This is a genomic window from Streptomyces sp. MUSC 14 (assembly GCF_001866675.1).
Taxonomy (GTDB): domain Bacteria; phylum Actinomycetota; class Actinomycetes; order Streptomycetales; family Streptomycetaceae; genus Streptomyces.
On the sequence record NZ_MLYN01000114.1, the window covers coordinates 1 to 24,141 of the forward strand.

The following is a 24,141-nucleotide window of genomic DNA, read 5'->3' on the forward strand; positions in this document are numbered from 1 at the left end:
CGCCGCCCAGGTGGAGGAATGGCGCCAGGTCTACGACGACAACTACGCCGACCCCGGCGAAGGGCTGCTGGGCGAGGACTTCCAGGGCTGGAACTCCAGCTACACCGGCGAGCCGATCCCGGTGGAGCAGATGCGGGAGTGGCAGGACGCGGCAGTGGCACAGGTGCTGCGGTTCGCACCGCGCCGGGTCCTGGAGATCGGTGTCGGTACCGGCCTGCTGCTCGCGAAGACCGTCGGCGAGGTCGACGAGTACTGGGGCACCGACATCTCCGCCACCGTGGTCGACCGGCTCCGGGCCCAGGCCGGGCAAGCCGGCTGCGCGGACCGGGTCCACCTGTACTCCCAGGCGGCCGACGACGTCACCGGGCTGCCCCAGGGCCACTTCGACACCGTCGTGCTCAACTCGGTCGCGCAGTACTTCCCCAGCGTCGGGTACCTGGACCAGGTGCTGGACCAGGCCATGGAACTCCTCGCGCCGGGCGGCCGGCTGATCGTCGGTGACGTCCGCAACGCCGCCACACTGCGCCTGCTGACAACAGCGGTACAACGTGCGGCACATCCTCACGCGTCTCACGGCGAGTTGCGTGCGTTGGTGGAGCAAGCGCTCCTGGCCGAGCGGGAATTGGTAGTCGCCCCGGAGTGGTTCGCCGAGTGGGCGGCGGATCGCACCGTCAGCGTCGACATACGGTTGAAGCCCGGGCAGGCGCACAACGAACTGACCCGGCACCGCTACGAGGTCGTTGTGCACAAGGAGCCGGCCGGTATCCTCGACCTGACCGAGGCGCCCGCGCTGCCATGGGGCCAGGAGGTGTCCGACCTGGCCGGACTCGCCGCCGCCGTGGACCGGGCCGGCGGCCCCGTGCGCGTGACCGGGATACCCAACGCACGACTTGTGCACGAGGCCAACGCGGCGACGCTGAGCGGTGCGCTGAACACAGGCACCCCCACCGGCAGCCCAGTCGATCCTGAAGACCTCGCCGCATCGGCACAGCGGCAGGGTCTCGACGCGGTCCTCACCTGGTCGGGCCAGGCCGTCCACGCCTTCGACGCGATCCTCCTGCCCGAACAGCAGACCGGGCAACGGACCGTCTGCGGAGGGTTCCTTCCCTGCGCGATGCCCGGACGGATCCGGGCAAACACTCCCGCTCTAGCCAAGTCGATCGGCCGAATCGTAGCCGGGCTGCCCGAGTACCTGCGCGGGTGGCTTCCCGAGTACATGGTCCCCACCGCGGTCGTACCGCTCTCACAGCTTCCACTGAACCCCGCGGGCAAGATCGACCGGAACGCGCTGCCGTCGAAGCACACGACCACCGTCGGCGACCGAAAGCCACGCAACCCCCGCGAAGAAAGACTCTGCGCCCTCTTCAGCGAGCTGCTCGGCCTGGACCGGGTCGGCATCGACGACGACTTCTTCGCGCTCGGCGGGCACTCGCTGCTCGCCACCCGGCTGATCAACCGCGCACGCGCCGAGATGGGGATGGAGATACCCATTCGCAAGATCTTCGACCTGCCGACGGTGGCCGCGCTCGCCGCGTGGTCCCAGGAGTCGGCCGCTCCCCGCCGCCTCCGGTTCGCGCAGCGTGATCAAACCCGGGTGAACGCGGTGACTCCACTGTCGTTCGCACAACGCCGGATGTGGTTCCTGCACCGGCTGGAGCGCGATGCGGCGACCTACAACATCTCTCCGGTGTTCCGGCTGACGGGGCCACTGGACCAGGACGCCCTCGTCGCGGCGATCCGCGACGTGGTCGACCGGCACGAGATCCTGCGCACCACGTACATGACGGGCGAAGACGATGAGCCCCGCCAGCGGATCCTGTCGTCGGCGGAGGCGTCGGTGCAGGTGCCGGTGGTCGAGGTGACGCCCGAAGGCGAGGCCGGTGCGATCGACGAGGCCATCGCTCGCCCTTTCGATCTGACGGCCGAGATCCCGTTGCGGGCGACCCTGTTGCGCCGCTCCCCCCGGGAACATGTCCTCGTCCTGGTCATCCACCACATCGCCTCGGACGGTAGCTCGGGCGCGACGCTGGCACGCGACCTGACGGCCGCCTACGCGGCGCGCCTGGACGGCCGGGCGCCGGGGTGGGAGCCATTGGCCGCGCAGTACAAGGACTACGCGTTGTGGCAGCGCGAACTGCTCGGCGACGTCTTGGAGCCGGGCAGTCTGGCCGCGGCGCAGGCCGAGTACTGGCGCGAGGAACTGGCCGGCGTGCCGCAGCCGCTGAGCCTGCCGCTCGACCGCCCGCGGCCCGCGGTCAGGGGTTCGGAGGGTGACACGGTCGGCCTTGTCGTGGCACCGGAGACGGCGGCCGGGCTGCAGAAGCTGGCCGACGAGCGCGGGATGACCATGTCGATGGTCATGCAGGCCGCGCTGGGGCTGATGCTGGGCAAGCTGGGCGGTGGGGAGGACGTGACGATCGGCGGTCCGATCGCCGGGCGGACCGACGAGGCGCTGGCGGATATGGTCGGGTTCTTCGTCAACACCCAGGTGCTGCGGGTGGACCTGTCCGGCAACCCGTCGTTCGCGGACCTGCTCGCTCGGGTGCGGGACAAGGCATTGGCGGCCTACGAGCACCAGGAGCTGCCCTTCGAAATGGTGGTCGAGGCCATCAACCCCGAGCGCTCCGCGGCGTACCAGCCGCTGTTCCAGGTGATGTTCGCCTGGCAGAACTTCGAACAGAAGGAGCTTGAACTCTCCCAACTCTCAGTGGAGTTCGAGCAGCACCTCGCGCAGACCGCCCAGGCCGACCTGTTGTTCAGCCTGGCCGTGGACGGCTCGGGAGCGGTGCGAGGCGATCTCCAATACGCGACCGAACTGTTCGACCGTGACACGGTCGAGGCCATCGCCGCTCGGTTCGTCCAGGTGCTGGAGCAACTGCTCGCCGACCCGCAGACGCCGATCAGCGCCATCGAGGTGCTGGGGCAGGGGGAGCGGGAGTGGCTGGTGCGGGGGGTCAACGACACTGCGCATCCGGTGGCCGCCGGCACCCTGCCGGACGCCTTCGAGGCCCAGGTGGCGCGCGAGCCGGAGCGGGTCGCGGTGATCGCCGAGCGGGAGACGCTGACCTACGGCGAGTTCAACCGGCGTGCCAACCGACTGGCGCACTGGCTCATCGAGCGGGGCACGGGTTCCGAGATGCTGGTCGCGGTGAAGATCCCACGCTCCGTGGATCTGATGGTGGCCGTCTACGCGGTGGCCAAGGCCGGCGCGGCGTACGTCCCGGTGGACACCGAGCTGCCCGAGGCTCGAATGCGGCACATTCTCGACGCCGCCAAGCCGATGCTCGTACTGGACGAGGTGCTTCCGGATGTGTCCGGGTATCCGGAGTCGGACCCGGAGCGCACGCTGTCGCCGGACAACGCCGCGTACGTCATCTTCACTTCCGGGTCCACCGGAGATCCGAAGGGTGTGCCGGTCACCCACCGGTCGATCATGAACCGCATCGCCTGGGGTCTGGAGCACTTCGCCGTCACGGTCGAGGACCGGATGCTGCTCAGCACGACCGCGAGCTTCGACGTGTCGGTGCCCGAACTGTTCGCGCCGCTCCAGGTCGGTGCCTCTGTCGTCATCGCGCGTCCGGACGGGCGCCGTGACCCTGCCTATCTGGCCGACCTGATCCAGCGCGAGCGGGTGACCGGCGCGGACTTCGTACCGTCCCTGCTGGAGGCGTTCGTCGACGAACCCTCGGCGCAGGGGTGCTCCAGTCTGCGCTGGATCGAGGTCGCGGGCGAGGCGTTCCCGGCCGCGCTGGCCAACCGGTTCGTGGAACTGCTCCCAGGCTGCGGTGTGCACAACCTCTACGGGCCGACCGAGGCGACGGTCGAGGTCACCGGCTGGCAGCACGTGCCGGGCGCGGACCGGGTGCCGATCGGCGCGCCGATCTGGAACAACCAGGTCTACGTCCTCGACGCCGCGCTGCGCCCGGTCGCCCCGGGGGTCGCCGGCGAGCTCTACCTGGCCGGCGTCTGCCTGGCGCGCGGCTATCTGGGGCAGACCGGGCTGACCTCCGAGCGGTTCGTGGCCTGCCCCTTCGGCGAGCCCGGCAGCCGGATGTACCGCACCGGCGACCTGGTCAAGTGGAACAAGGACGGTCAGGTCGAGTACCTCGGCCGCACCGACTCCCAGGTCAAGGTCCGCGGCTTCCGCATCGAACTCGGCGAGATCGAGCACGTCCTGACCCGGCATCCTGGTGTGGCACAGGCGGCGGTCATCGTGCGCGAGGACCAGAATTGCGATCGGCGCCTTGTGGGCTATGTCGTGCCTGATCCGGATGCCGCGGTGGTCGATGCCGACGCTCAGGTGGACGAGTGGCGCCGCGTCTTCGACGTAAGCTATGCCGATTCCGCCGAGGAGGCATGGGGCGAGGACTTCCGGCTGTGGAAGTCGGTGTATGACAGCGAGCCGGTCCCGCTGGAGCAGTTGCGGGAGTGGCAGGACGCGGCGGCGGCACAGGTGCTGCGGTTCGCACCGCGCCGGGTCCTGGAGATCGGTGTCGGTACCGGCCTGCTGCTCGCGAAGACCGTCGGCGAGGTCGACGAGTACTGGGGCACCGACATCTCCGCCACCGCGGTCGAGCGACTGCGGGCCCAGGCCGAACAGGCCGGCCACGGCGACCGCGTCCGGCTGAGCGTCCAGGCCGCCGACGACGTCAGCGGGCTGCCCCGGGGCCACTTCGACACCGTCGTACTCAACTCGGTCGCACAGTACTTCCCCAGCGTCGGGTACCTGGACCACGTACTCGACCAGGCCATGGAACTCCTCGCGCCGGGCGGCCGACTCATCCTCGGCGACATCCGCAACGCCGCCACACTGCGCCTGCTGACGATCGCAGCTCAACGTGCGGCACATCCTCACGCGTCTCACGGCGAGTTGCGTGCGTTGGTGGAGCAAGCGCTCCTGGCCGAGCAGGAATTGGTAGTCGCCCCGGAGTGGTTCGCCGAGTGGGCGCGTGAGCATGCCGGGGGCGTGGACATCCGGCTGAAGGCGGGCCGGGCCCACAACGCGCTGACCCGGCACCGCTACGAGGTCGTTCTGCACAAGGAGTCGGCCGGCATCCTCGACCTGACCGAGGCGCCCGCGCTGCCATGGGGCCAGGAGGTGTCCGACCTGGCCGGACTCGGCGCCGCCGTGGACCGGGCCGGCGGCCCCGTGCGCGTGACCGGGATACCCAACGCACGGCTGGCGGAGGAGGCTGCCGCGGCGGTCTTCGCCGGTATACAAGGTACGGCCGCCGCCTCCGGCAATCCGGTCGATCCCGAGGACGTCGCCGCATGGGCGCGGCAGCGGGGCCTGGGCGCGGTTCTCACGTGGTCGGGTCAGGACGTCCACGCCTTCGACGCGATCCTCCTGCCCGAACAGCGAAATGGGCAGCGGACCGTCTGCGGAGGATTCGTGCCCAGCGGGGTGGCCGGACGGCTCAGGGCCAACTCCCCCGCTCTTGCCAAGGCGATCGGCCCGTTGCTGGTCGAGCTGCCCGAGTACCTGCGCGGGCGGCTTCCCGACTACATGGTCCCCACCGCGGTCGTACCGCTCTCACAGCTTCCACTGAACCCGGCCGGCAAGATCGACCGGAACGCGCTGCCGTCGAAGCACACGACCACCGTGAGCAGCCAGGGACCGCGGAACTCCCATGAGGAGAAGCTGTGTTCCCTCTTCTGCGAGTTGCTCGGCCTTGAGCGGGTCGGCATCGACGACGACTTCTTCGCGCTCGGTGGGCACTCCCTCCTGGCCACCCGGCTCACCACCCGCATCAGCAAGGAGTTCGGTGTCGACATGCCCTTCAGGAGCATCGTCGACTACCCCACGGTGGCCGAGTTGGCCGGGCTGGTACTCCCTGGCGGCACTCCCGGGGACGGCGTCGACTCGTATGACGTCGTGCTGCCGCTGAACCGGGATCCCGGCACGGGCAAGGAACCGGTGTGGTTCTTCCACGGCGGCGGCGGCCTCGGCTGGGCGTACTTCACCTTCGCGCCGCACATACCGGACCGGTCCGCCTATGCCTTGCAGTCCCGCGGTTCCAACGGCCGGGATCCGCTGGCGGGTTCGGTGCAGGAGATGGTCGACGACTACCTCACGCAGATCCTCAAGATCCAGCCGGACGGCCCCTTCTACCTGATCGGTTGGTCCTTCGGCGGCCCGGTCGCACACGCCGTCGCCGCTGCGCTCGACCGGCGCGGGCATGAGGTTGCGCTCTTGGCCGTCCTGGACGCCCCACCGGCGAGCCCCGGCCCGGACAGCCTGTTCAAGCAAGTGGCCGGCAGGACGGCGACGATGTACCGGGCGGACGTCGAGGAGATCCTCACCGAGTACATGAGCACCGACAACCTGGGCGGCTTCCTGGACGACATGTCGAAGGTGGGGGCCAACAACCTGAACAGGATGGCCACGTTCGAATCGCCGGTCTACCGTGGCGATCTGCTGTATTTCAACGCGAAGCTGGACAAGGTCGATGGGCTGACGTCGTACGGTCCCGGCTGGCGGGAGTACGTCCTCGGTTCCCTGGAGGAGTACGACGTGGACGCCGTGCACCACGACTTGCACATGCCCAAACCGGCGGGCCAGATCATGGAGGTCATCGTCAGCAAGATGGCGGAGTGACGGGGGAGGCAGCGCTGCTGATTCGCTACGTGACGTACTCGGCTGCTCCTCGGGCGATGCGAGCGGCGCAGGTCGCGAGGGGTGACCGACAGGCCCACGGGACGCGCTCGCGCAACTCCCGTGAGTCGTCGGGGCCCTGGGCGTCATCAGACCGTGTGCACCAGCTTGCCCCGCACGTGACGGTCTGGTGCACGCACTCGCGGGCTTGGACCGACGTGAAGTACGGGTACGGACTGAGCATCACGGCTGCTGAGAAGAACAAGCTCGTCGAGATGCTCAACACCTGTGACTGAGCCTGCGCAACGGGCAGAGTGCCGCATGCCGACGGCGGGAACCAGCACACTGCAACGCGCCCTGCTCCTCAACGACCCAGGAGCGGGGCGCACCGCGTTCCCGGACAGCACGCTGCCTGTGGTTCTGGACGCGATCGGAGCGAGCCCGTCGTCTGTCCCGTCGGGACGCTCTGGGAGATACGCGCCGCCGTAGTCGAATGGAGCGCATCCCCGTGGACGGTGACGCGAAGCCGGCTCGATGAGCGCGCCTGGGCCCGCACGCGCCCACATCAACGTGCCCGTCGATGTCCATCCGGTCCGGGGAAGGTCCAGCGGGAGTGCCGACGGGGTGACGACGGCCGCCCGGCGGGCTGCGGCTCAAGCCGGCGCCAGCGTCGGCTGTCGGCCCATCGGGCGACCCGGGGGAGCAAGCTCCACCTGGCTCCATCGGCTGTCCGCTGACCGTGGGCCTCGCCTTCGTCTCCGCGCCCCTCGCCCTCGCCGTCCACGGCCTGCTCGCCCTCTACGACGGCTTCAACCAGGTCCGGTGCCGTTGTGCCGGGACAGTCCCTGAGGCGTCAGGAGTGCGGCATCGACTGACAGGGCGTCAGAGGAGGCAGCCGGCCGGTGAAGTAGGAGCGCGGCGGGACCCCCATCAGGGCGCGGAAGTCGGTCGTCATGTGCGACTGGTCGAAGTAGCCGCTCATGACGGCGAGTTGGGACCAGGGGGTGTGTCCGGCCCGGGTGAGGACTGTGCGGACGCGGTCGATCCGGGCGTAGTGCTTGGGGGAGACCCCGACACCCTCGGTGAAGAGATTCCGTAACTGCCGCTCGCTGACGGCCAGTTCCCGGGCCACCTCGCGCACCTGCGTGGGCACCCGGTCCGGGCGGACCGACAGCGCGTCGACACCGGCCCGCAGCAGCGCCGTACGCGCCGGGTCCACGGCGGCCGACAGCAGCTCGGGCAGCGCCCCGGTGAGATACGGCACCGCCTCTTCGGGGTCCAGCCGACGCAGCCCGGCCGCCAGCCGGCGGGTCAACGCGCCCGGCAACTCCTCCAACGGCACGACCCGGCCGACAAGTTCGGCGGCCGGGACCCCCAGCAGGGGACGGGTCGTGCCCGGCGTGAGCTGCAGCTCGACACAGCGGACATGGGTCTTGCCCTCGTGGTACGAGGCCCGCACCCGCGGCCCGGAGGCGAGCACATCGCGCCGCGCGTCCGCCCCCACCCGCAGCACCACCGTGGTGACCGCGGCGGGCAGCCGCACGAAGGGCTTGTCGGCGGGCTCGGCGAGGAACCCGGACAGCGTGCGCACCCCGGCGATCCAGGGGCGCAGCACCTCGGGCGTGGTCAGGGCCTGCTCGGCGATGGCGTTCGGCATCACTCCACGGTAAGTCGCCGTCACCGCTTCCGGGCGGGCGAACCGTGCCGGAATTTCCAAGAGACCCCCGCCGTCCGCCGGTCATCGTGGACCGCATGATTCTGGTGACGGGTGCCACGGGCACCACCGGCAGCGAGGTCGTACTACAGCTTGCGGCGCGCGGCGAGAAGGTCCGCGCCCTGACCCGTGACCCGGCACGGGCCCGGGTGCCCGCCGGGGTGGAGACGGTCCGTGGGGACTTCACCGACCCGGACTCTCTGGCCGTCGCCATGGCCGGGATGACGGCCGCGTACCTGGTGAGCCCGCCCGGCCCGGGCGCAGCCCATGACGCGGCACTGGTCGCGGCGGCCCGGGCGGCGGGCGTACGACGGCTGGTGAAGCTCTCCGCCATCGGCACCGACGAACCCGAGGCCGGTCCGTCCAGTGCTTGGCACGGGGAGGGCGAGCGGGCGGTGCGGGAGAGCGGGGCCGAGTGGACGGTTCTGCGGCCGTCGTCGTTCGCCTCGAACACACTGGCCTGGGCGGAGGCGGTCCGGCGGGGCGAGCCGGTGCCGAACATGAGCGCCAACGGGGCGTCGGGTGTCATCGACCCGCGCGACATCGCCGAGGTGGCGGTGCGGGCCCTGCTTGACGCCGGGCACGCGGGGCGGACGTACACCCTGACCGGCCCTGAGGCGATCAGCGTGCCGGACCAGGTCGCCGTCCTCGCCGAGGTCCTCGGCCGCCCGCTCACCGCCCGGAACCTGTCGGAAGACGAGACCCTCGACTTCCTCCGCACCGCCTGGGGCATGGACGAGGCGAGGGCACAGGGGGTCCTGACCGGCATCGCCTACCTCCGAGACGGCCGCAACGCGATCGTCACCCACGACGTGCCGGAGGTGCTGGGCCGGCCGGCCAGGGCGTTCGGGGAGTGGGCCGAGGAGCACAAGGAGGCCTTCGGCACTGACTGAACCGGACGCGGCGTAGCGGGTCGGCGGCGGCCCTCACCGGCTCTGGGGCCGCAGCACCACTACGGCCGACACCAGGGCAGCCACCGCGATCCCCGTCGCCACCCGGAACGCCAGCCGGTAGCCCTCCACCGTGGCCGGGATCAGGTCCGCGCCCCGGTCGAGCACGCCGCCGGTGCGGCTCGACGCCAGCGTGCTCAGCACCGCGAGGCCCAGCGAACCGCCCACCACCTGCGTGGTGTTGAACAGTCCTGACGCCAGCCCCGCGTCCTCCTCCCGCGCCCCGGACATCGCGAGTCCGGTCAGCGCGGGCATCGCCGCCGCGAACCCGGCCGAGAGCAGCAGCAGCGGCGGCAGTACGCCGGCGGCGTAGGAGGCGTGGACCGGAGCGCGGCTCAGCAGCGCCATGCCGACGGCGATCAGCACCAGACCGGCCAGCAGCACCCGGTAGCCGCCGTATCGGGCGACCGTGCGAGCGGACAGGCCCAGCATCAGCAGCCCGATCGCGACCGGCGCCGGCAGGAACGCGGTGCCGGTCGCCAACTCGCCGTAGCCCAGCTCCCTTTGGAGATAGAGCGCGCCGATGAACTGGAAGCCGTACATCGTCGCGATCATCAGCATCTGCACGGCGTTCGCGCCGGTCAGCACCCGGGAGCGGAACAGCCGCAGCCGCAGCAGCGGACGCGCGGCCCGGGCCTGACGCAGGGTGAACGCGGTGAACAGGGCGAGGGCGAGGGCCGCGAGCAGCAGGGTGGCGGTCAGGGAGCGGCCGCCGGCGCCGACGATCACGTACACCGTGAGCATCAGCGCGCCCGTGACCAGCGCAGCTCCCGGATAGTCGGCGCCCCGGCCGAGCCCGGCACCGCGCTCCGGCGTCAGGACCCGGACCGCCGCGAGCCAGGCAGCCACGCCGATCGGCAGGTTGATCAGGAAGATCCAGTGCCAGTTCAGCGCCTGGGTCAGCGCGCCACCGAGAAACGTGCCGAGCGCGCCGCCCGCCGCCCCGACCGCGCTGAACGCTGCGATGGCACGGGCCTGTTCACGCGGCTGCGGGAAGAGCGCGACCAGCATGCCGAGGACCACCGCCGAGGCCATCGCCCCGCCCGCCCCCTGCACCGCCCGCGCCGCGATCAGCAGCCCCTGGCTCGTGGCGGTCCCAGCGAGCACCGAGGCCGTGGTGAAGACGGCTAGCCCCGCCGTGAACATCCGCTTGCGGCCGACCAGATCGCCGAGCCGGCCCACCAGCAGGAGCAGACCGCCGAAGGCGATCAGATACGCGTTGACGACCCACGCCAGCCCCGGCCCGCTGAAACCGAGGTCGCTCTGGATGGAGGGCATCGCCACCGTGACGATGTTGCCGTCCAGGACTGTCATCAGCGTGCCCGCGCACAGTACGACGAGCGATGCCCAGCGCGGATACGGTCGTGGCGGGGTCGCCGCTGCTGATGTGCTGTTCTCGATGGTGGCCGACATGGCTCCCCGTTCCTCCCGCGCGCCTTGGTGCACGACTTGTAACGGGGTTCATCGTGGGTGACCATGGTGACCGGCGTAAGGAGGCAGTCGAATGTCCCAGAGGCACACCGGTGTTACCGTCCAGGCAGTGAACGCGCACGCCTGCCCCATCCGGGAAGTTCTTGACAGGGTGGCCGGCAAATGGAGCGTGCAGATCCTCGTCGCCGCCGCGCACGGCCCCATTCGCTTCACCGAACTGGAGCGCGGCATCGAGGGCATCAGCCGCCGGATGCTCACCCTCACCCTGCGCAACCTGGAACGGGACGGCCTCGTCACGCGCACCGTCCATCCGACGGTGCCGCCGAAGGTGGAGTACGAACTCACGCCCGTCGCCAAAGAGTTGAATGACACCCTGCGACGGCTGACCGACTGGGCCGAACACAACCGGGAGTACATTGCGGGGGCCCGTGCGGCCTACGACGCGGAGCACCGGCCTGAGTTGCCCGACGTGTAGGCCCCGGCGCCTACGGGCCGAACAGGGCGAGGTCCGTCGTCAGCGAGGCCGGATGCTCCACCCCGCCACAACCGGCCGCGCGTGCTCCGTGCCGAGGCGGCACAGGGCGCCCGTCGGCAGCTGGAAGAGGGGCCCTGCCGGGGCGGGAGACCCAGGCAGCGGGCGGTGAGGACGCGCAGGAAGTGTCCGTGGGCGATGAGGACGGCGACGTCCTCGGTGTTGCAGAGCGTGGCGTCGGCCCTGGCCGGCATCCGGTCGGCGCGCTCACCGACCTGCTCCGGGGTCTCGCCCGGGTGCTCGTGCGGGCCCGGTGCGACCCGTCGGTGAACAGGAACCAGTCGGGCCGGGTCCGCGGGATCTCCACGGTGGTCATGCCCTCGTAGCCGCCGTAATCCCATTCGCGCAGGTCGGTGTCGACGCGGGCGTCGTGGATCCCGATGAGTTCGGCGGTCTCCCTGGCCCGCTGGAGCGGGCTGACGAACGCGGCACCGATGCGGTGCGAGCGGATCAGCGGCACCAGCCGGCGTGCCTCGTCCCAGCCGTGCTCGGTCAGGGGCACGTCGGTCCAGTCGGTGTGCCGCCCGGAGCGCGACCACTCGGTCTCACCGTGCCGGACGAGAAACAGGTCACCCACGTCGCCACCGTGTCACAGGGCGGCGGCCGCCCGTAGGACGGACTGCGCCAGACGGCCGTTCTCCAAGGCGGCGCCCACCCCGGAGGGGAAGGCGAACCGGCGCCGGGTGTACGCGTACGCGATGCCGTTCGCCGGGTCGGCGAAGCTCAGCGAACCGGTCGCGCCGCTGTGCCCGAAGGTGCCGGCGTCGAGAAACGGGTAGAGCGCAGGGGTGTGCTCGAAGCCGCGCGCGAAGTGGTCGGCGCTGCCTGTGACCAGGTCCGGCCCGCCCGGGGTGCGCAGCGCGCCGAACAGAGCCGCGGTCGCGGGCGTGAGCAGCGGCGGCCTGCCGTCCACCGTGCTGATGGCAGCCGCGTACATTCCGGCGGCGCCGCGTGCGTTGCCCACCCCGCCCGAGGACGCCGGCCCCAGCGCCCTCACCCGGGGGTGATTGCCGAAGGCCACGATGTCGGTCGGTTCCGCCGCGTGCGCGTTGAAGGCGATGCCCCGGATGCTGTCCGGAGCCGCTGCCCGCTCCTTCAGCAGCACCGCCTCCTCCGGCGTCGGCACCAGCGGCTGCACGTCCACCCAGCGCGGCTCCTCCGCCGCGGGCAGGCCCAGGTAGTAGTCGAGCCCGTACGGTGCCCGGATCCGCTCCTCGTACAGTTCCTGGATCGATCGGCCGGTCACCCGCCGCACGACCTCGCCGGTGAGGGCGCCGATGACGAAGGCGTGGTAGCCCCAGGCGGTACCCGGCGCCCACAGCGGCCTGCGCCCTGCCAGCCGGGCCGCCGTGATTCGGTCGTCCGCCAACTCCTCGATGGTGAAAGGACGTTCGGCGTCGCCGACGAGACCGGCCCGGTGCTCCAGCAGCTCGCCCAACGTCAGCCGGTCCTTGCCGCGAGCACCGAACTCGGGCCAGTAGGCGGCGACTTCAACGTCGAGGTCGAGCACCCCCTCCTGCACCAGGAGCGCGACGACGAGATGTGCCGCTCCCTTGGCGATGGAGTACAGGTTCGTCAGCGAGTCCCCGTCGATGCCGTCACCGCCCCACAGATCCACCACGCGCCGCCCGTGCCGGTACACCACGAGCTGCGCGCCCGGATCGTCCCGCTCCTCGTCGAGCACCGCCGCGAACTCCTCGCGTACGCCCTCGAATCCCTCCGCCACCGTTCCGTGCACGTCGATCGGCATGCGTGGTTTACCCCTGTCTGATGTCTGGTGATCGGCAACGGTGATTGGCAACAGCGGGCCGCCGCAGGTAATTCCCCGGATCGTGAGCCGCCGGTCAGATTCCGGGGCGGACCAGCGTGTTCTCGGTGCCGAGGGCACTGGTGCCGATTGCCGGCGTACAGCGTGATGGGGGCGGAGAGTCTTCGGCACGTTCCCCTCCTTCGGGGACCTTGGCCGCTGTGGTCCCGTCTCAACTGATCTGGTCCGGGGCTGGGGCTGTGACCTGCTACGACCAGATCAGTTGAGACACCTGGGTGCCGGTGATCTCAGTTGATCTGGTCTGCTTTCACCGTGAGCATCGGAGATCCGGCTCCTCGGGCGCTCACGCCGCGCACGCCTATCTGTTCGGCTGCCATCGCCATCCGCGGCAGCATCACCCAACTCGACAACCAGCTCCGGGCGCACGCCGACAGAGCGCCGCCGGCGCCAGAAGCGACCAGTGCGCCCAGCCCAGAAGCCGAGCCGGAACCGATCCCTGAGCCGACTCCGCCGCCGGACCCCGGACCGGCCGCACCCCAACCGGAATCGGAAGCTGAGGTCGAACCCGCGGACGACCCCGAGCCCGACCCGATCATCCTCCGCGCCGCCGCCGGCATCGCCCACGCCACCATCGAAGCCCACCGCGGCACCTGGGCGTTCCTCATCCAAGTCGCCGGCAACGAGCAGCACTTCCACATCCCCGGCAAAGTCGAAGGGCTGCGGGCGCGAGCCTTGCCGGACTGGTTCAGGCACTACGCCACCCGCGCCGACGAGACGCGGTTTCCCAAGGACCGCACCAAGCGCACACAGCTCTACGAGCGGATCGGCGCCGACGGCATGCACCTGCTGCGGCTGGTCTGGGCGGCCGACGCACCGCCGGGGCTGCGGGAGCTGCCCGAGGCTGAGATTCTGCGGCGGGCGTGGGTTCAGCACTTCCACCTGGTCGAGGGCGAGGTGAGGCGGCGGGGCCCAAAAGACCGGCCGCCGGGCGCCACACGCCTGGCCAGCCCGTATGACGTCCAGGCCCGCAACGGAGTGAAGGAAGAGATCCGCTGGGACGGCTACAAGGTCCACCTCACAGAGACCTGTGAGCCGGACACCGCCCACCTGATCACCCACGTGGTGACCACCAACGGCGCGGTCAGCGACGACCACATGGCCGCCACGGTCCATGCCGGCCTTGCCGCGCGCGACTTGCTGCCCGCAGAGCACTGGGTGGATGCCGGCTACGCCAACGCCGCCGCCCTGACCGCCGCACACCAAGATCACGGAATCGCCCTGCACGGCCCGCTCAAATCCGCCACGTCCGCCCAGTCCAGAGGCGCGGCCACCTTCGGGCAAGAGGCGTTCACCATCGACTGGGACCGGCAGCAGGCGGGCTGCCCTGGCGGGCACACCAGCAGCTACTGGCGCCAGGCACGCAGTCAGCACGGCGCACCCGTCATCCGCATCCAGTTCTCGCCCCGCGACTGCAAACCGTGTCCCCGGCAGCCGGAATGCATCAACTCCAAGCCCGGAAGCCGCCGGGACGTGCGCCGCGAGCTCACGCTGCGGCCGCGTGCTGCACACGAGACCCTCCAACAGGCCCGCGCGCTCCAGCAGACAGACGAGTGGAAGGACCGCTACAAGATCCGCGCCGGTGTCGAAGGCACCATCTCTCAAGGTGTCATCGCCCACGGCCTGCGCAGATTCCGCTACCGCGGGCTGGCCAAAGCGAGCTTGCAGCACCAACTCGCTGCGGCAGCGATCAACATCGCCCGCATCGACGCACACCTCACCGGGAAACCCCACGCACCCACGCGCATCAGCCCCCTGGCAGCACCGCGCCCCACCGGATGACCCGATGGGGCGCAAAGACAGCCCGCAATTCGCCAACAGCGTCCCGCGCTCTGGCGAGGGGCCGCCCGCCTGGCCTTTGCAGCCGGGCGACGATCAACGCGTGGAGTGTCCGCCGCCGCTGGCGCCGCGGCCGAGTGATCCCTGCGTCGGTGCCGTACGCGTACGCGGGTTGGTCAGTTGCCTTGGTAGATCGGGTCGGTGCCGAAGGTCCACAGGCTCCCGGAGCTCGCAAAGACCTGGATCCCGTCGCTGCCTTCGTCCTCGCCCTCAAGGTAGCCCTTGTAGTCGGAGTAGCACTGCCCGGGCTGGAGCAGCGGGGTCGTGTCGTAAGCGAGCTGGTCGCCGTTGCTGGCGTCGTTGATCCACAGGTGGAAGCTGTTCGCCGAGCTCTGGTGATTGCACAGGTCGGCGAACACCAAAGGGGCGCCTTGAGACAAGGCGTTGATGCCCGAGATGGTCACACCGTAGGCAGTGTCGGAGTCGCTGCCGGTCGCGGCTGACGCGGTGCTGCTGACACCGAGCACGGTACCGCCGGCGAGGGCGACGGTGGCTGCCGTGAGGGCGATGCTGCGGCGCACATTCCGGATTTTGAGCATGATGGCTGGTCTCCTGACTGTTCTGTCGGATGTGGTCGGGCGGCGATTTCAGGATGCTCTTTGTCCGGGGCCAAGGTGCCTGACCATGGCTATCAGGCAGTCCCGGACGGACCTCGGACGGTCTCGCACAACCGCGGACGATGCCGTGCAGGGACTGATCACTTCTGCTTCGGGCGGACGCATGGTCTCGGACGCTTGCCAATCTAGGACCGGCTACGCATCGTGCGGAGTACCAAGTTGCACGGTGAAGCGGGGGTTCCGGTGTCGTAGTGCACAGCGAGCCTGGAGAGGCACAGGTGGGGAGTGTCGCACCGCTGAGCGGTGGGACGGGCCAGCGGCGGCCACAGGAAGCAGGGCGTGACGCACCGTCACCCATCTCAGCTCGCCGAGCAGGTGGATGGCACCATCGCCGAGATCAACGAGGAGCTCATCGCCGAACCCGAGTGGCTCAACGCGGAGCCCTACGGCCAGGGCTGGATCGTCAACGTCACCCTGAGCAGCGCTGCTGGGCTGGACGGCCTGCTCACCGCCGCCGAGTACCAGGAGTTGACCGAAGAGTAAGACGGTGCCGCGCAAGGCCCCGGCTGCCCATCAGCGCCGGGGTCTCCTTTGCTGTCACCGCTGCTGGTGCAGCCCCCAGAGCGGGCACTGCGGGTCGTGCGGCGTCTGCCCGCCGAGCCCTCGGCAGCGCGGGCACAGGGGCCGCTGTGGGCCCGAAGTACCCGGCTGCCAGCTCCACCGTGGCAGTGCGGGCGGAAGTGGGTGATCTCGCGTCACGGCCTGCTGAACCGGGGGCGCCCATGCCCTCTACCACCGCCAGCGCTGGAGCAGACCCCACCTGGGCCTTTCCCGGCTCGCTGTGCCGGCCGGGTCGACGTGCCGCACCGGCGCCGGGAAGACCGCGGCGAAGTACCACACCCGCCGTCTCCAGCTCGTGCCCCGCGTCGCCGAGGAACTCCACGTCCTCAGCCCGCCCGACCGAGGCCCCGGCAAGCGGTGGGTGCTCGGAGCCGAACCCGACGGGGTCGAGCCCGCCGAGAGCGCGCCGCTGGCGGCGGGGATCACGGCGGTCCGCATCGGCTATGCCCGTTGCAGTACCACTACTCAAGAGCTCCAGTCACAGCTGGATGCGCTGGAGCCGGTCTGCTTCGAGGTGTTCCACGAGAAGGTCTCCACCCGCGTCAAGGTCTGGCCCGAGTACGAGAAGGCCGTCGCGATGGCCCGCCGCTTCAAGGCCCTGCACCCCGGCGTCCAGGTCATCCTGACCGTCCACGAGTTCCGCCGTCTCGGCCGCAGCACCGACCTCCTCGTCACCGCCGAGAACCTGCGCAAGGCCGGCATCGCCCTGGAGTTCCTGAGCGGACCCATCACCGGCCTGTACAACCCCGGCGACCGGCACGGCCAGGGCGCCATCCTCTTCGGCGTCCTCGCCGCCCTCTCCGGCGCCGAACGCACCTACACCCAGAAGACCCTGGAGGGGCAGGAATCCGCCCGCAGGCGCGGCCGTACCGGCGGCCGGCCGTCCTCCCTCGACCCCGACCAGATCGAGTACGCCCTCACCTGCGCGCCAAGGGCACCCCATGAAGGAGATCCAGCAGAAGACCGTCATCACCCGGGGCAAGCACAAGGGCAAGCACCCCAGCCCGCCCACCCTGTACCGCACCGTCGCCGAAGCCGCCGCCCAGGGCACGGGCCAATGACGACCGGCAAAGGCGGCGGGCCGGCCGCCGCGTTCCGCGTCACACTCCAGTTCCGCAAGGACGGCCCGTCCTCCAGCGGCTGGTGGACCGAACTGGTCGTCGCCGAGCAGAAGTTCACCGAATGGATCGGCACGTACGGCTCGCTCGGCCAGGTGCTCATCCAACTCGCCGAAGAGCACGGTGACGGCCGGGAAACCGTCCTGAAGACCTGGGCCAAGGAGCAAGGCGAAGCCCTGAAGCCCTCATAAGTGCTGGTCAAAGCCCCTGGCCCGCGGACATGATGGGGCCGTTCAATGCCGTACAAGCGTAAGGACCCCGTCATGGCTCTGCCCCCGCTCAGTCCCGAACAGCGCCGGGCCGCGCTCGACAAGGCCGCCGCCGCACGCAAGGAGCGGTCCGAGGTGAAGGACGCTCTCGAGCACGGCAGGACGTCCCTTGCCGAGGTACTGGCCAGCGACTCCGCGGCCATCCGCAGGATGCAGGTCCGTGCCCTACTCGAATCGCTCCCCGACATCGGCAAGGTCCGGGCCCAGAAGCTCCTCACGGAGATGGGGATCTCCGACAGCCGCCGTATCCAGGGCCTGGGCATCCAGCAGCGCGAACGTCTCCTGGCACGGTTCGGGCCGCTGGGCTGACCGGTGGCGCCCGGCCATGACGACGTCCCTGACGCCGGGCACGGGTCAGGGCCGCCAGCCACACGAGTTCCGGCACAGGGGCCGGAGAGAGACACGTGTCGTCGTCTCCAACGCAGCCGGCCGTCGGAAGGTCACCCACGACAGCCTCCGGCCGAGCTACAGCAGCTCGGCGTACGCCCCGCCGTTGAGAATCCCGAACTCGCTCCGGGACGGGAACATCGCCGGATGACCGGCCTGCCGGTGAGCGAGGTGCATCGCCATCAGCGTGCTCGCCCACTCCCGCAGCGACTCCGGGAGCCGGTAGACCACCTCATCGGTGCACCGCACGTACGCCGGCTCCGCCCCCGTGAACAGACCCGTGCCATCGACACCGACGGCCGCCACGTCCGGGACCAGGCCCGTCTCCTCCTCGGAGGCGATGACCGGCAGCTCCAGCATCTCGGCCGCCTCGATAGTGCGCCGGTGCTCCGCCGCCTCCTGCGCGGTGACGACCGTACGGGGGATGCCGGAACCGCGCCGCGGCTTGTTCTTCTTCATCCGCCCCACCGCCTACACCCCCCCGCCGCTCGCCGAGCAGCGCGGCCAGGCCCAGCTCCTCGTCCGAGGAGGCCATCACCGTGTCGATGGTGCCCCGGGACAGCTCCTCAGCAAGGTCGAGCACCTTCTTGTTCAGCTCCCGCAGCTCGCCGAGCTGCGAGTTCAGCGTGTCCAGCTTCTGCCGCCGTGACGGGCTGAGGTCCGTCAGCTCGCCCCACTTCTCCGCCTGCTCCTCGAACAGGTCAGGTCGTCGGCCTGCTCGGTGTAGACCCGCTGGATCCGCGATACGTCGCTGTTGGCCAGCACGTACGGCTTGGTGCGGGCCTCCTCCAGCGTCGTCAGGTGCTCCCGCACATCGACCGCCCAGCGCCGGGTGTGGTCGATGAAGAACTCCAGCTTGCTGATGGGGTGCCAGATCCACTCGGGCATCGCGCGGTCCCTCTCGTACGACTACACGCCCGGCGACCCTAGATCCGGGCGACAGCCCACCGCCGAAGTTCCGTGCAAGGTCCCACGATCGTGCGGTTGACCTGCTACGCGACCAAGATCAATCTCACCGATACGGCCGTGGTCAAGCGGCCTGGTCGCCGAACGCCGACAGGGTTTGTTCACGCTGGCCCGGCAGCACCACGCGTAGCCGCCCGCCACCTGCTCGCCTCCCCCAACACAGAAAGCGAAACGGGCATCACTGCGCAAAACACCCCCGAGTCAGTGCCCCGCACATCGCTGCCCTGCCAGTCCTGCCCGACCCGAGCCCGCGAAGCCTCCACACCACACAGCCGCCCGCCCGCGCGAGCGGACCACGCGCGCGGTGACCGGCCCGCCATTCCGATCACCGCGCGACTCGGGCGACCCCGGCTGTTCCGCTGCGATCTCTACCAGTTGCACTTGTGGTTGGTGAGCGGGTCCATGGCCTTCAGCCACGAGATGTCGGCCCGCCAGGATTCGAAGTCCCAGGAGGGACCGCCGAGGAACTGGCCGGGCTTGGTGGGGTTGGGGACCGAGAACACCGCGTGGCAGACGTACTGCTTGTAGACGGAGTCCTCATTGGTGCTGTTCATCGCCCACGGCTTCGGCACTTCCTGCCATGCCTGGTCCCATTCCTTCGACAGCAGTGGCGTCTTGCCGACCAGGCGTCCCTGCCCGGTCGGCCAAAAGCGGACGACGTACTGGTCCTTCCAGCGGTCGTGGTCGAGAGGGATCTCGATGCGGGTCTCATTGATCAGGTCGGGTGACTGGCCTCCCGGGCTCGCGACGCCGTAGTAGCCGGCGCACGGCCCGTCGCAGCCCTCTATGTGGTTGCCCTTCGCGCTTTCGAAGATCGTGCGATTGTCCGCGAAGTGCTGCTCGTTCTCCAGGTTGTCCTTGTCCCAGTACACGTCGGACGTCGGGTAACCGAAGGCGCCCGTCTCCCAGCCGTAGTTCGACCACACCCAGCCGATCTGGCCGGAGACGGGGTGGGCGCCGGAGGCGGAGCTCCAGTAGACCGTCGCGTGCTGGAACTGCTGGCGTTTGCCCTTGCCGTCGGGGTTGGTGAGCTCGTCGCTGACCGGGTAGCCGAGTTCCCCGCGCTCCCAGCCGAGGGCCGCCCACTTCTTGAGGATCTCGCCCCAGACGGGGTGGGCGTCCGTTGCGGGGCTCCAGTAGATCGAGCCGCCGACGAAGGTGTTGTAGCGGCCGACTCCGTCGGGGGTGGTCAACTCGTCGCTCGTCGGGCAGCCGAGCGGCGAGCCCTGGCCGCCCATCGCCTGGTATTTGGCCAGGATCGCGCCCTGCACCTGGTGGCCGCAGATCGCGGCATTCCCGTTCTGGTCGGCGGCGGCCCGCGGAGCCTGGATGGTCAGGGCGAGCAGCCCAGCAGCGAATACGGCGCCCGCCGACTTGTGCAGCAGCCCCCGCTTCCGGCGCAAGCGCCGCTGCGGTTCCCCCAGTTGACTTGCTGTCTGTTGAGTCACAGTCGGAACGCTAACCAGCCCGTCCATACGGGCGAAACATCACAGAATGCATATTTCGCGGACAAATACTCATCAGTCGACTCACAACCTCCGCCCCTGCCGACCGGTATTTCCACAACCGGCCAGCCCCACTCCGCCTCCGAAGGCGCGTGCCTCTGGGCGAGTGCACCGGGGTCCGGTCGGGGTTCAGCGTGGGGTGAGCACGATCTGGGTCTGGGTGGTCTGGGCGACCAACCGTTCCCGGTCGTCGACGAGTTCGATCTGGACGACGATCAGAGTCCGGCCCGCGTTGAGGATCCGGGCGGTGGCGTGGACAGTGCCGGAAGTGACCCCGCGGAAGAAGTTGGTCTTGGACTCGACCGTCGAGGTGCCGGCCCCCAACGCTGCTGTGCCGTCTCGTGAGATTGCCGAGCTGGCCGTCATCACGCCCCGGGCGAAGCCGTCGGCCGCTGCTCGTTGCGGAGGTCTTCCACGTTCTTATTGAACGGGCGAGGGCGGTGTCCGGCGCGGCGCCTTTGCAGTCGCTGACGCCGTACTCGCGGATCGGCCTGGTCCGGCCCGTTCACAGGCCTGGCGTCCCTTCGGCGAGAGTTTCCATCCGGTAGGCAAGTTCATGTGCGTCGCCGCCGTAGACCGAGTCGTACACAATTTTCATGGCCAGGCGGTTCTTGATCAGGTCCCACAGGTCGGAGTGCCGGGCGCCGTCGTAGTTGTCCACGGACAGCAGGAAGCGTGAGGCGCCGGCGGGCAGGACCCAAGGTTTGCGGTTCATCTCAACCACGCTCGGCCTTTCCCTCAGTTCCGCGCAGATCGAGGCAACCGCGTCGTGTTCCCAGCGGCCAAGGAGGACTTGGTCGAGCCAGACCTGTGAAGTGGTGACGAAGGCGGGCCCCAGACCTTGGTTCTCCAGGCTTATCCCGGTGGTGCCGCCGACGCGGCGGTAGTTCCACAATGTGAGCACCGGCCTCACCGAGTGCCGGTTGTGCTGGCGGCTCGCCCTGCCTTGCTGGACAGAAACAACGAACGAGGCAGAAGCAATGGCAGTGGCGCAGATAGCGGTAACCGTATCGGCATTCATGGCATCTCCTTCCCGCCTCCTGTACGACTATCCCCACTCCCCACGTGGTTGCAGCTATGCCCGGCCAGCACAGCCATGGACCGATGCCGGCCCCGGCAGAGTCCCGGCGCGCACCATGCGCGCGCCGACCAATGCGCGCCACGCGGCAGGTGCGCACCGAGGCGCGGTTACCGGCCCGTTCGGTGCGCAATACACACCAGCTGCGCACCGCGGCGCGCTACACGGCACTCACCTCATAGCCGCGGCGTCTTTGTCGCGCGTGGCGCGGGCCCTTCGCCGTCCCCGCAGGTCGGCGTGATCGTTGGGCGGAACATGGAGCTGAGCAGCAAGGCTGAGCCGCGGGTCGAGCTGCACTCGGCGGCAGTGGCCGACGCCGTGTGCGAACTGGTCGACACGGTGACACCAACGACCTGGAGCACGGCCGCAGTCGAGGACGCGACCGACGCCGTCGACATGCTCACCGTCGCCCTGGCCGCGATCGACCCGACACCGCACGCGCCCTTGCGCCCGTGGCGACCGCCACCGCCGAATTACGCCGCCGACAACCCGGTTACGGTCGAGGACGTGGCCACGGTGTCCGCCCCGCGGGTCGGCTGCCCCCGCCTGCGCAGCCTCGGCCCCGGCTGGAAGGGCATCAACGCGGCGCCAGCCCTCACAATGTCCGCCCCGCCCACGGCGGCGGTACCCACGGCCGCCCCGTGACCGCGTTTTGCAGGACACGGGGAAGGATGCACCCGGCGGCGCTCGTACGCCCGGGCTGACCTTTCCGCACTTTGGGTGGCAGTCGGCGCGACGGCGCCGCCTAGCCCAGGGATGCGGCCTCCAGCGGTGCCGCGCTGCCGGGCAGGGCGGCGGATCGGTTCCTGACGCAACGGGATGGCCACCACTGACATATGTCACACGATTCCATGATGATGTGCCCTGTCTGAGGGCCAACTCCCCGGAGATGCTGGACACATGAGGACGGAAAGACGTCCTCCGGCACGGGGACGCGAAACGGTGTGCGGTGCAGGTACGAGCAGCGAAGGAACGTGTAGTGCTGTCGGTCGAGAACGGCGGGACCATGGCGGCCGGGCGCGGCAGCGGCTCGGGGCGCGCGGGACTGTGCGAGCGGCTTGCGTCAGTGGACGGGACGACGCTGGAGGCGGGAGTGGCCGGGAAGAGCGCGTTTGTGCTGGTGGCGGGGGTACCCCTGGTAGCGGCGACGAACGAGGTGATGCCGTGACGGCGCCGGTGCGGCTGCTGTTGGCCGACGATGAGCACCTTGTCCGGGGGGCCCTCGCTGCGCTGTTGTCCCTGGAGGACGATCCGACCGTTGTCGCCGAGGCCGCGACCGGACCGGAGGCATTGGCGATGGCACGGGCGCACGAACCCGACGTGGCCGTCATCGATCTGCAGATGCCCGGTGCGGACGGAGCGCGGGTCGCCAGGTCCCTCCAGGCCGAGCAGCCGGGCTGCAAGGTGCTGGTCGTGACCAGCCACGGTCGGCCGGGGCACCTGAAGCGGGCGCTCGCGGCGGGCGTGCGCGGGTTCGTCCCGAAGACCGTCAGCGCGCAGCGCCTCGCCGAGATCATCCGCACCGTGCAAGCGGGAAACCCCTATGTCGACATCGAGTTGGCCGCCGATGCCATCTCCGCGGGTGACTCACCGCTGACCGAGTGGGAGGCGGAGGTGCTGGAACTCGCCGCCGACGGAGCTTCCGTCGCGGAAATCGCCGAGCGGGCCGCGGCGTCACCAAGGACTGTGCGCAACTACCTGTCGTCGGCCGTCTCCAAGGTCGGAGGGGAGAACCGGTATGCGGCGGTACGGCTCGCGCGCGAGAAGGGCTGGGTGCAGCCGAGGCGTGTCTCGGTTCGCCAACGCGGTTCAGCAGCAGATCACAGTGTGGAGGAAGTACTCATGAAGAAAGACCCGTTCGGTTCCCTGGCCGCATCGATCGCGGCGCTTGCGACGGCGCTCGGTTTCCTCGCGCTCCAGCTTCGTGCGGACGGCTATGAGCCGTACGTCGACTCTGTGGCCACGGCCAGCGTGGTGATGTATGTGACCTCGGCCCTGATTGTGCTGACATGGGTCCGTGCCCGTCGGCCGCACTCGGACTGATGATGATCGGGATCTGAACGGCCGCTATTCGGCGATTCCGACGGCCCGCAGGCTCGCCAGGTCCTTGAGCACGTCCTTGAAGTACTTCGAGCGGGTCGGAGCCACGACCACCACCGTCGGGTACGAGGACGTGCGGGCCTTGGCGAGGTAGGAGCGCGCGCGAGGGGAGAAGGCCTGGGAGTCCGCCGTCTCGGCCCGGTCTCGGTGGAGGAGGAACTGGGTCTCGGGGTCGCGGCGGACGAGATGGCCGGGGATGCCGGAGAACTCGGCATCCGAGAACTTCGCGGCGGCGATGTCCAGCGCCCAGTCGACCTCGGCGTAGAAGCGCTCCGCGCCGTCCCGGAAGGCTTCCTGGACCGCCTCCGGGAGGGAGTAGTGGGCCGGCCGCACCATCAGCTGCGGGATACGCCCGGAGAGCGTGACGTGCCGGAAGACGCAGGCGGACGGCAGTATCCGGCCGCCGGAGGCGAGGTTGTGCACCGAGACGTCGCTGAACTGCACGCCGTGCAGTACGCCGCCGGCCCGGCAGTCGCGCAGGGAGAGATCGTGCACTCGCAGCCCGAACTCCGGGTCCTCGTACTGGGCCAGGGTTCCGCCCTGGACGGTGCAACGGACGAGATCGGCGCTGCCCAGCGAGCGCGGTGAGCCGATCAGCTTCGTATGTGGAAACACCTTGTCCGTAAAGACCGTGCGCGTCATGGCCCCTACCCC

At 69.8% G+C, this 24,141-nt stretch carries 19 protein-coding genes and 3 pseudogenes; 11 read left to right on the plus strand and 11 right to left on the minus strand.

Annotated features, from left to right (window positions below; all coding sequences use genetic code 11):
• Positions 1-10 precede the first annotated feature (10 nt).
• Positions 11-6,598, plus strand: coding sequence for a non-ribosomal peptide synthetase (locus BIV25_RS45355; RefSeq protein WP_256257217.1), 6,588 nt, complete (start codon positions 11-13; stop codon positions 6,596-6,598).
• An 850-nt stretch (positions 6,599-7,448) separates the two neighbouring features.
• Here BIV25_RS45355 and BIV25_RS45360 read toward each other — a convergent pair.
• Positions 7,449-8,252, minus strand: a complete 804-nt coding sequence (locus tag BIV25_RS45360) for an AraC family transcriptional regulator (RefSeq protein WP_071378463.1) — start codon at positions 8,250-8,252, stop codon at positions 7,449-7,451.
• A gap of 95 nt (positions 8,253-8,347) precedes the next feature.
• On the opposite strand from BIV25_RS45360, the gene BIV25_RS45365 reads away from it, so the two are divergent.
• Positions 8,348-9,202, plus strand: coding sequence for an NAD(P)H-binding protein (locus tag BIV25_RS45365; protein ID WP_071378464.1), 855 nt, complete (start codon positions 8,348-8,350; stop codon positions 9,200-9,202).
• Between the two features lie 33 nt (positions 9,203-9,235).
• On the opposite strand, the gene BIV25_RS45370 is transcribed toward BIV25_RS45365, so the two are convergent.
• On the minus strand, positions 9,236-10,672 hold the full coding sequence (locus BIV25_RS45370) for an MFS transporter (protein WP_071378465.1): 1,437 nt from the start codon (positions 10,670-10,672) through the stop codon (positions 9,236-9,238).
• Between the two features lie 91 nt (positions 10,673-10,763).
• Here BIV25_RS45370 and BIV25_RS45375 point away from each other — a divergent pair, with 91 nt between their 5' ends.
• Positions 10,764-11,165, plus strand: coding sequence for a helix-turn-helix domain-containing protein (locus BIV25_RS45375; protein ID WP_177235661.1), 402 nt, complete (start codon positions 10,764-10,766; stop codon positions 11,163-11,165).
• Between the two features lie 39 nt (positions 11,166-11,204).
• Here the strand turns inward: BIV25_RS45375 and BIV25_RS45380 are convergent.
• Positions 11,205-11,799, minus strand: a pseudogene (locus BIV25_RS45380) (histidine phosphatase family protein).
• Between the two features lie 12 nt (positions 11,800-11,811).
• Positions 11,812-12,972, minus strand: a complete 1,161-nt coding sequence (locus BIV25_RS45385) for a serine hydrolase domain-containing protein (protein ID WP_071378467.1) — start codon at positions 12,970-12,972, stop codon at positions 11,812-11,814.
• A 735-nt stretch (positions 12,973-13,707) separates the two neighbouring features.
• Here BIV25_RS45385 and BIV25_RS45390 point away from each other — a divergent pair.
• Positions 13,708-14,829 (plus strand): annotated as a pseudogene (locus tag BIV25_RS45390) (transposase); the annotation flags it as partial.
• A 173-nt stretch (positions 14,830-15,002) separates the two neighbouring features.
• Here BIV25_RS45390 and BIV25_RS45395 read toward each other — a convergent pair.
• Positions 15,003-15,425: a hypothetical protein gene (locus BIV25_RS45395; RefSeq protein ID WP_071378469.1), complete on the minus strand. Its 423-nt coding sequence runs from the start codon at positions 15,423-15,425 to the stop codon at positions 15,003-15,005.
• A 357-nt stretch (positions 15,426-15,782) separates the two neighbouring features.
• Between BIV25_RS45395 and BIV25_RS45400 the strand changes: the two genes are divergently transcribed.
• The 3 genes from BIV25_RS45400 to mihF all read left to right on the plus strand — a co-directional run bounded on the left by BIV25_RS45400 (position 15,783) and on the right by mihF (position 17,760).
• Complete coding sequence (locus tag BIV25_RS45400; RefSeq protein ID WP_071378470.1) at positions 15,783-15,986, plus strand: glycine cleavage system protein H; 204 nt, start codon at positions 15,783-15,785, stop codon at positions 15,984-15,986.
• A 298-nt stretch (positions 15,987-16,284) separates the two neighbouring features.
• Positions 16,285-17,373, plus strand: coding sequence for a recombinase family protein (locus BIV25_RS45405; protein WP_071378471.1), 1,089 nt, complete (start codon positions 16,285-16,287; stop codon positions 17,371-17,373).
• A gap of 72 nt (positions 17,374-17,445) precedes the next feature.
• Positions 17,446-17,760: an integration host factor, actinobacterial type gene (mihF, locus tag BIV25_RS45410; RefSeq protein WP_071378472.1), complete on the plus strand. Its 315-nt coding sequence runs from the start codon at positions 17,446-17,448 to the stop codon at positions 17,758-17,760.
• A gap of 156 nt (positions 17,761-17,916) precedes the next feature.
• Here the strand turns inward: mihF and BIV25_RS45415 are convergent, their stop codons facing one another.
• The 5 genes from BIV25_RS45415 to BIV25_RS45440 form a co-directional block, all read right to left on the minus strand.
• The gene (locus BIV25_RS45415; protein WP_071378473.1) at positions 17,917-18,297 is read right to left on the minus strand and encodes a hypothetical protein; all 381 of its coding nucleotides are present in this window, start codon (positions 18,295-18,297) and stop codon (positions 17,917-17,919) included.
• Between the two features lie 204 nt (positions 18,298-18,501).
• Positions 18,502-18,726 (minus strand): hypothetical protein, encoded by a 225-nt coding sequence (locus BIV25_RS45425; protein WP_071378475.1) that lies wholly within the window; start codon positions 18,724-18,726, stop codon positions 18,502-18,504.
• Positions 18,727-19,172: 446 nt separating this feature from the next.
• Positions 19,173-20,207, minus strand: coding sequence for an LGFP repeat-containing protein (locus BIV25_RS45430; protein ID WP_071378476.1), 1,035 nt, complete (start codon positions 20,205-20,207; stop codon positions 19,173-19,175).
• 231 nt (positions 20,208-20,438) lie between these two features.
• Positions 20,439-20,675 (minus strand): PaaI family thioesterase, encoded by a 237-nt coding sequence (locus BIV25_RS45435; protein WP_079177329.1) that lies wholly within the window; start codon positions 20,673-20,675, stop codon positions 20,439-20,441.
• A 139-nt stretch (positions 20,676-20,814) separates the two neighbouring features.
• Positions 20,815-21,330, minus strand: coding sequence for a hypothetical protein (locus BIV25_RS45440; RefSeq protein WP_071378477.1), 516 nt, complete (start codon positions 21,328-21,330; stop codon positions 20,815-20,817).
• A gap of 312 nt (positions 21,331-21,642) precedes the next feature.
• Between BIV25_RS45440 and BIV25_RS45445 the strand changes: the two genes are divergently transcribed.
• The 4 genes and pseudogenes from BIV25_RS45445 to BIV25_RS53980 all read left to right on the plus strand — a co-directional run bounded on the left by BIV25_RS45445 (position 21,643) and on the right by BIV25_RS53980 (position 23,430).
• Complete coding sequence (locus tag BIV25_RS45445; protein ID WP_071378478.1) at positions 21,643-22,032, plus strand: hypothetical protein; 390 nt, start codon at positions 21,643-21,645, stop codon at positions 22,030-22,032.
• A gap of 334 nt (positions 22,033-22,366) precedes the next feature.
• The gene (locus tag BIV25_RS45450) at positions 22,367-22,555 is read left to right on the plus strand and encodes a hypothetical protein (protein WP_071378479.1); all 189 of its coding nucleotides are present in this window, start codon (positions 22,367-22,369) and stop codon (positions 22,553-22,555) included.
• A pseudogene (locus BIV25_RS45455) lies at positions 22,552-23,163 on the plus strand (response regulator); the annotation flags it as partial. The gene BIV25_RS45450 and the pseudogene BIV25_RS45455, both read left to right, overlap by 4 nt.
• Positions 23,164-23,229: 66 nt before the next feature.
• Positions 23,230-23,430 carry an SCO3870 family protein gene (locus BIV25_RS53980; protein WP_256257218.1) on the plus strand — a complete coding sequence of 67 codons (201 nt, stop codon included), beginning with the start codon at positions 23,230-23,232 and terminating at the stop codon, positions 23,428-23,430.
• A 24-nt stretch (positions 23,431-23,454) separates the two neighbouring features.
• Here the strand turns inward: BIV25_RS53980 and BIV25_RS45460 are convergent, their stop codons facing one another.
• A complete protein-coding gene (locus BIV25_RS45460) occupies positions 23,455-24,129 on the minus strand; it encodes a hypothetical protein (RefSeq protein ID WP_071378480.1) in 675 nt (224 codons plus the stop codon).
• Positions 24,130-24,141 lie beyond the last annotated feature (12 nt).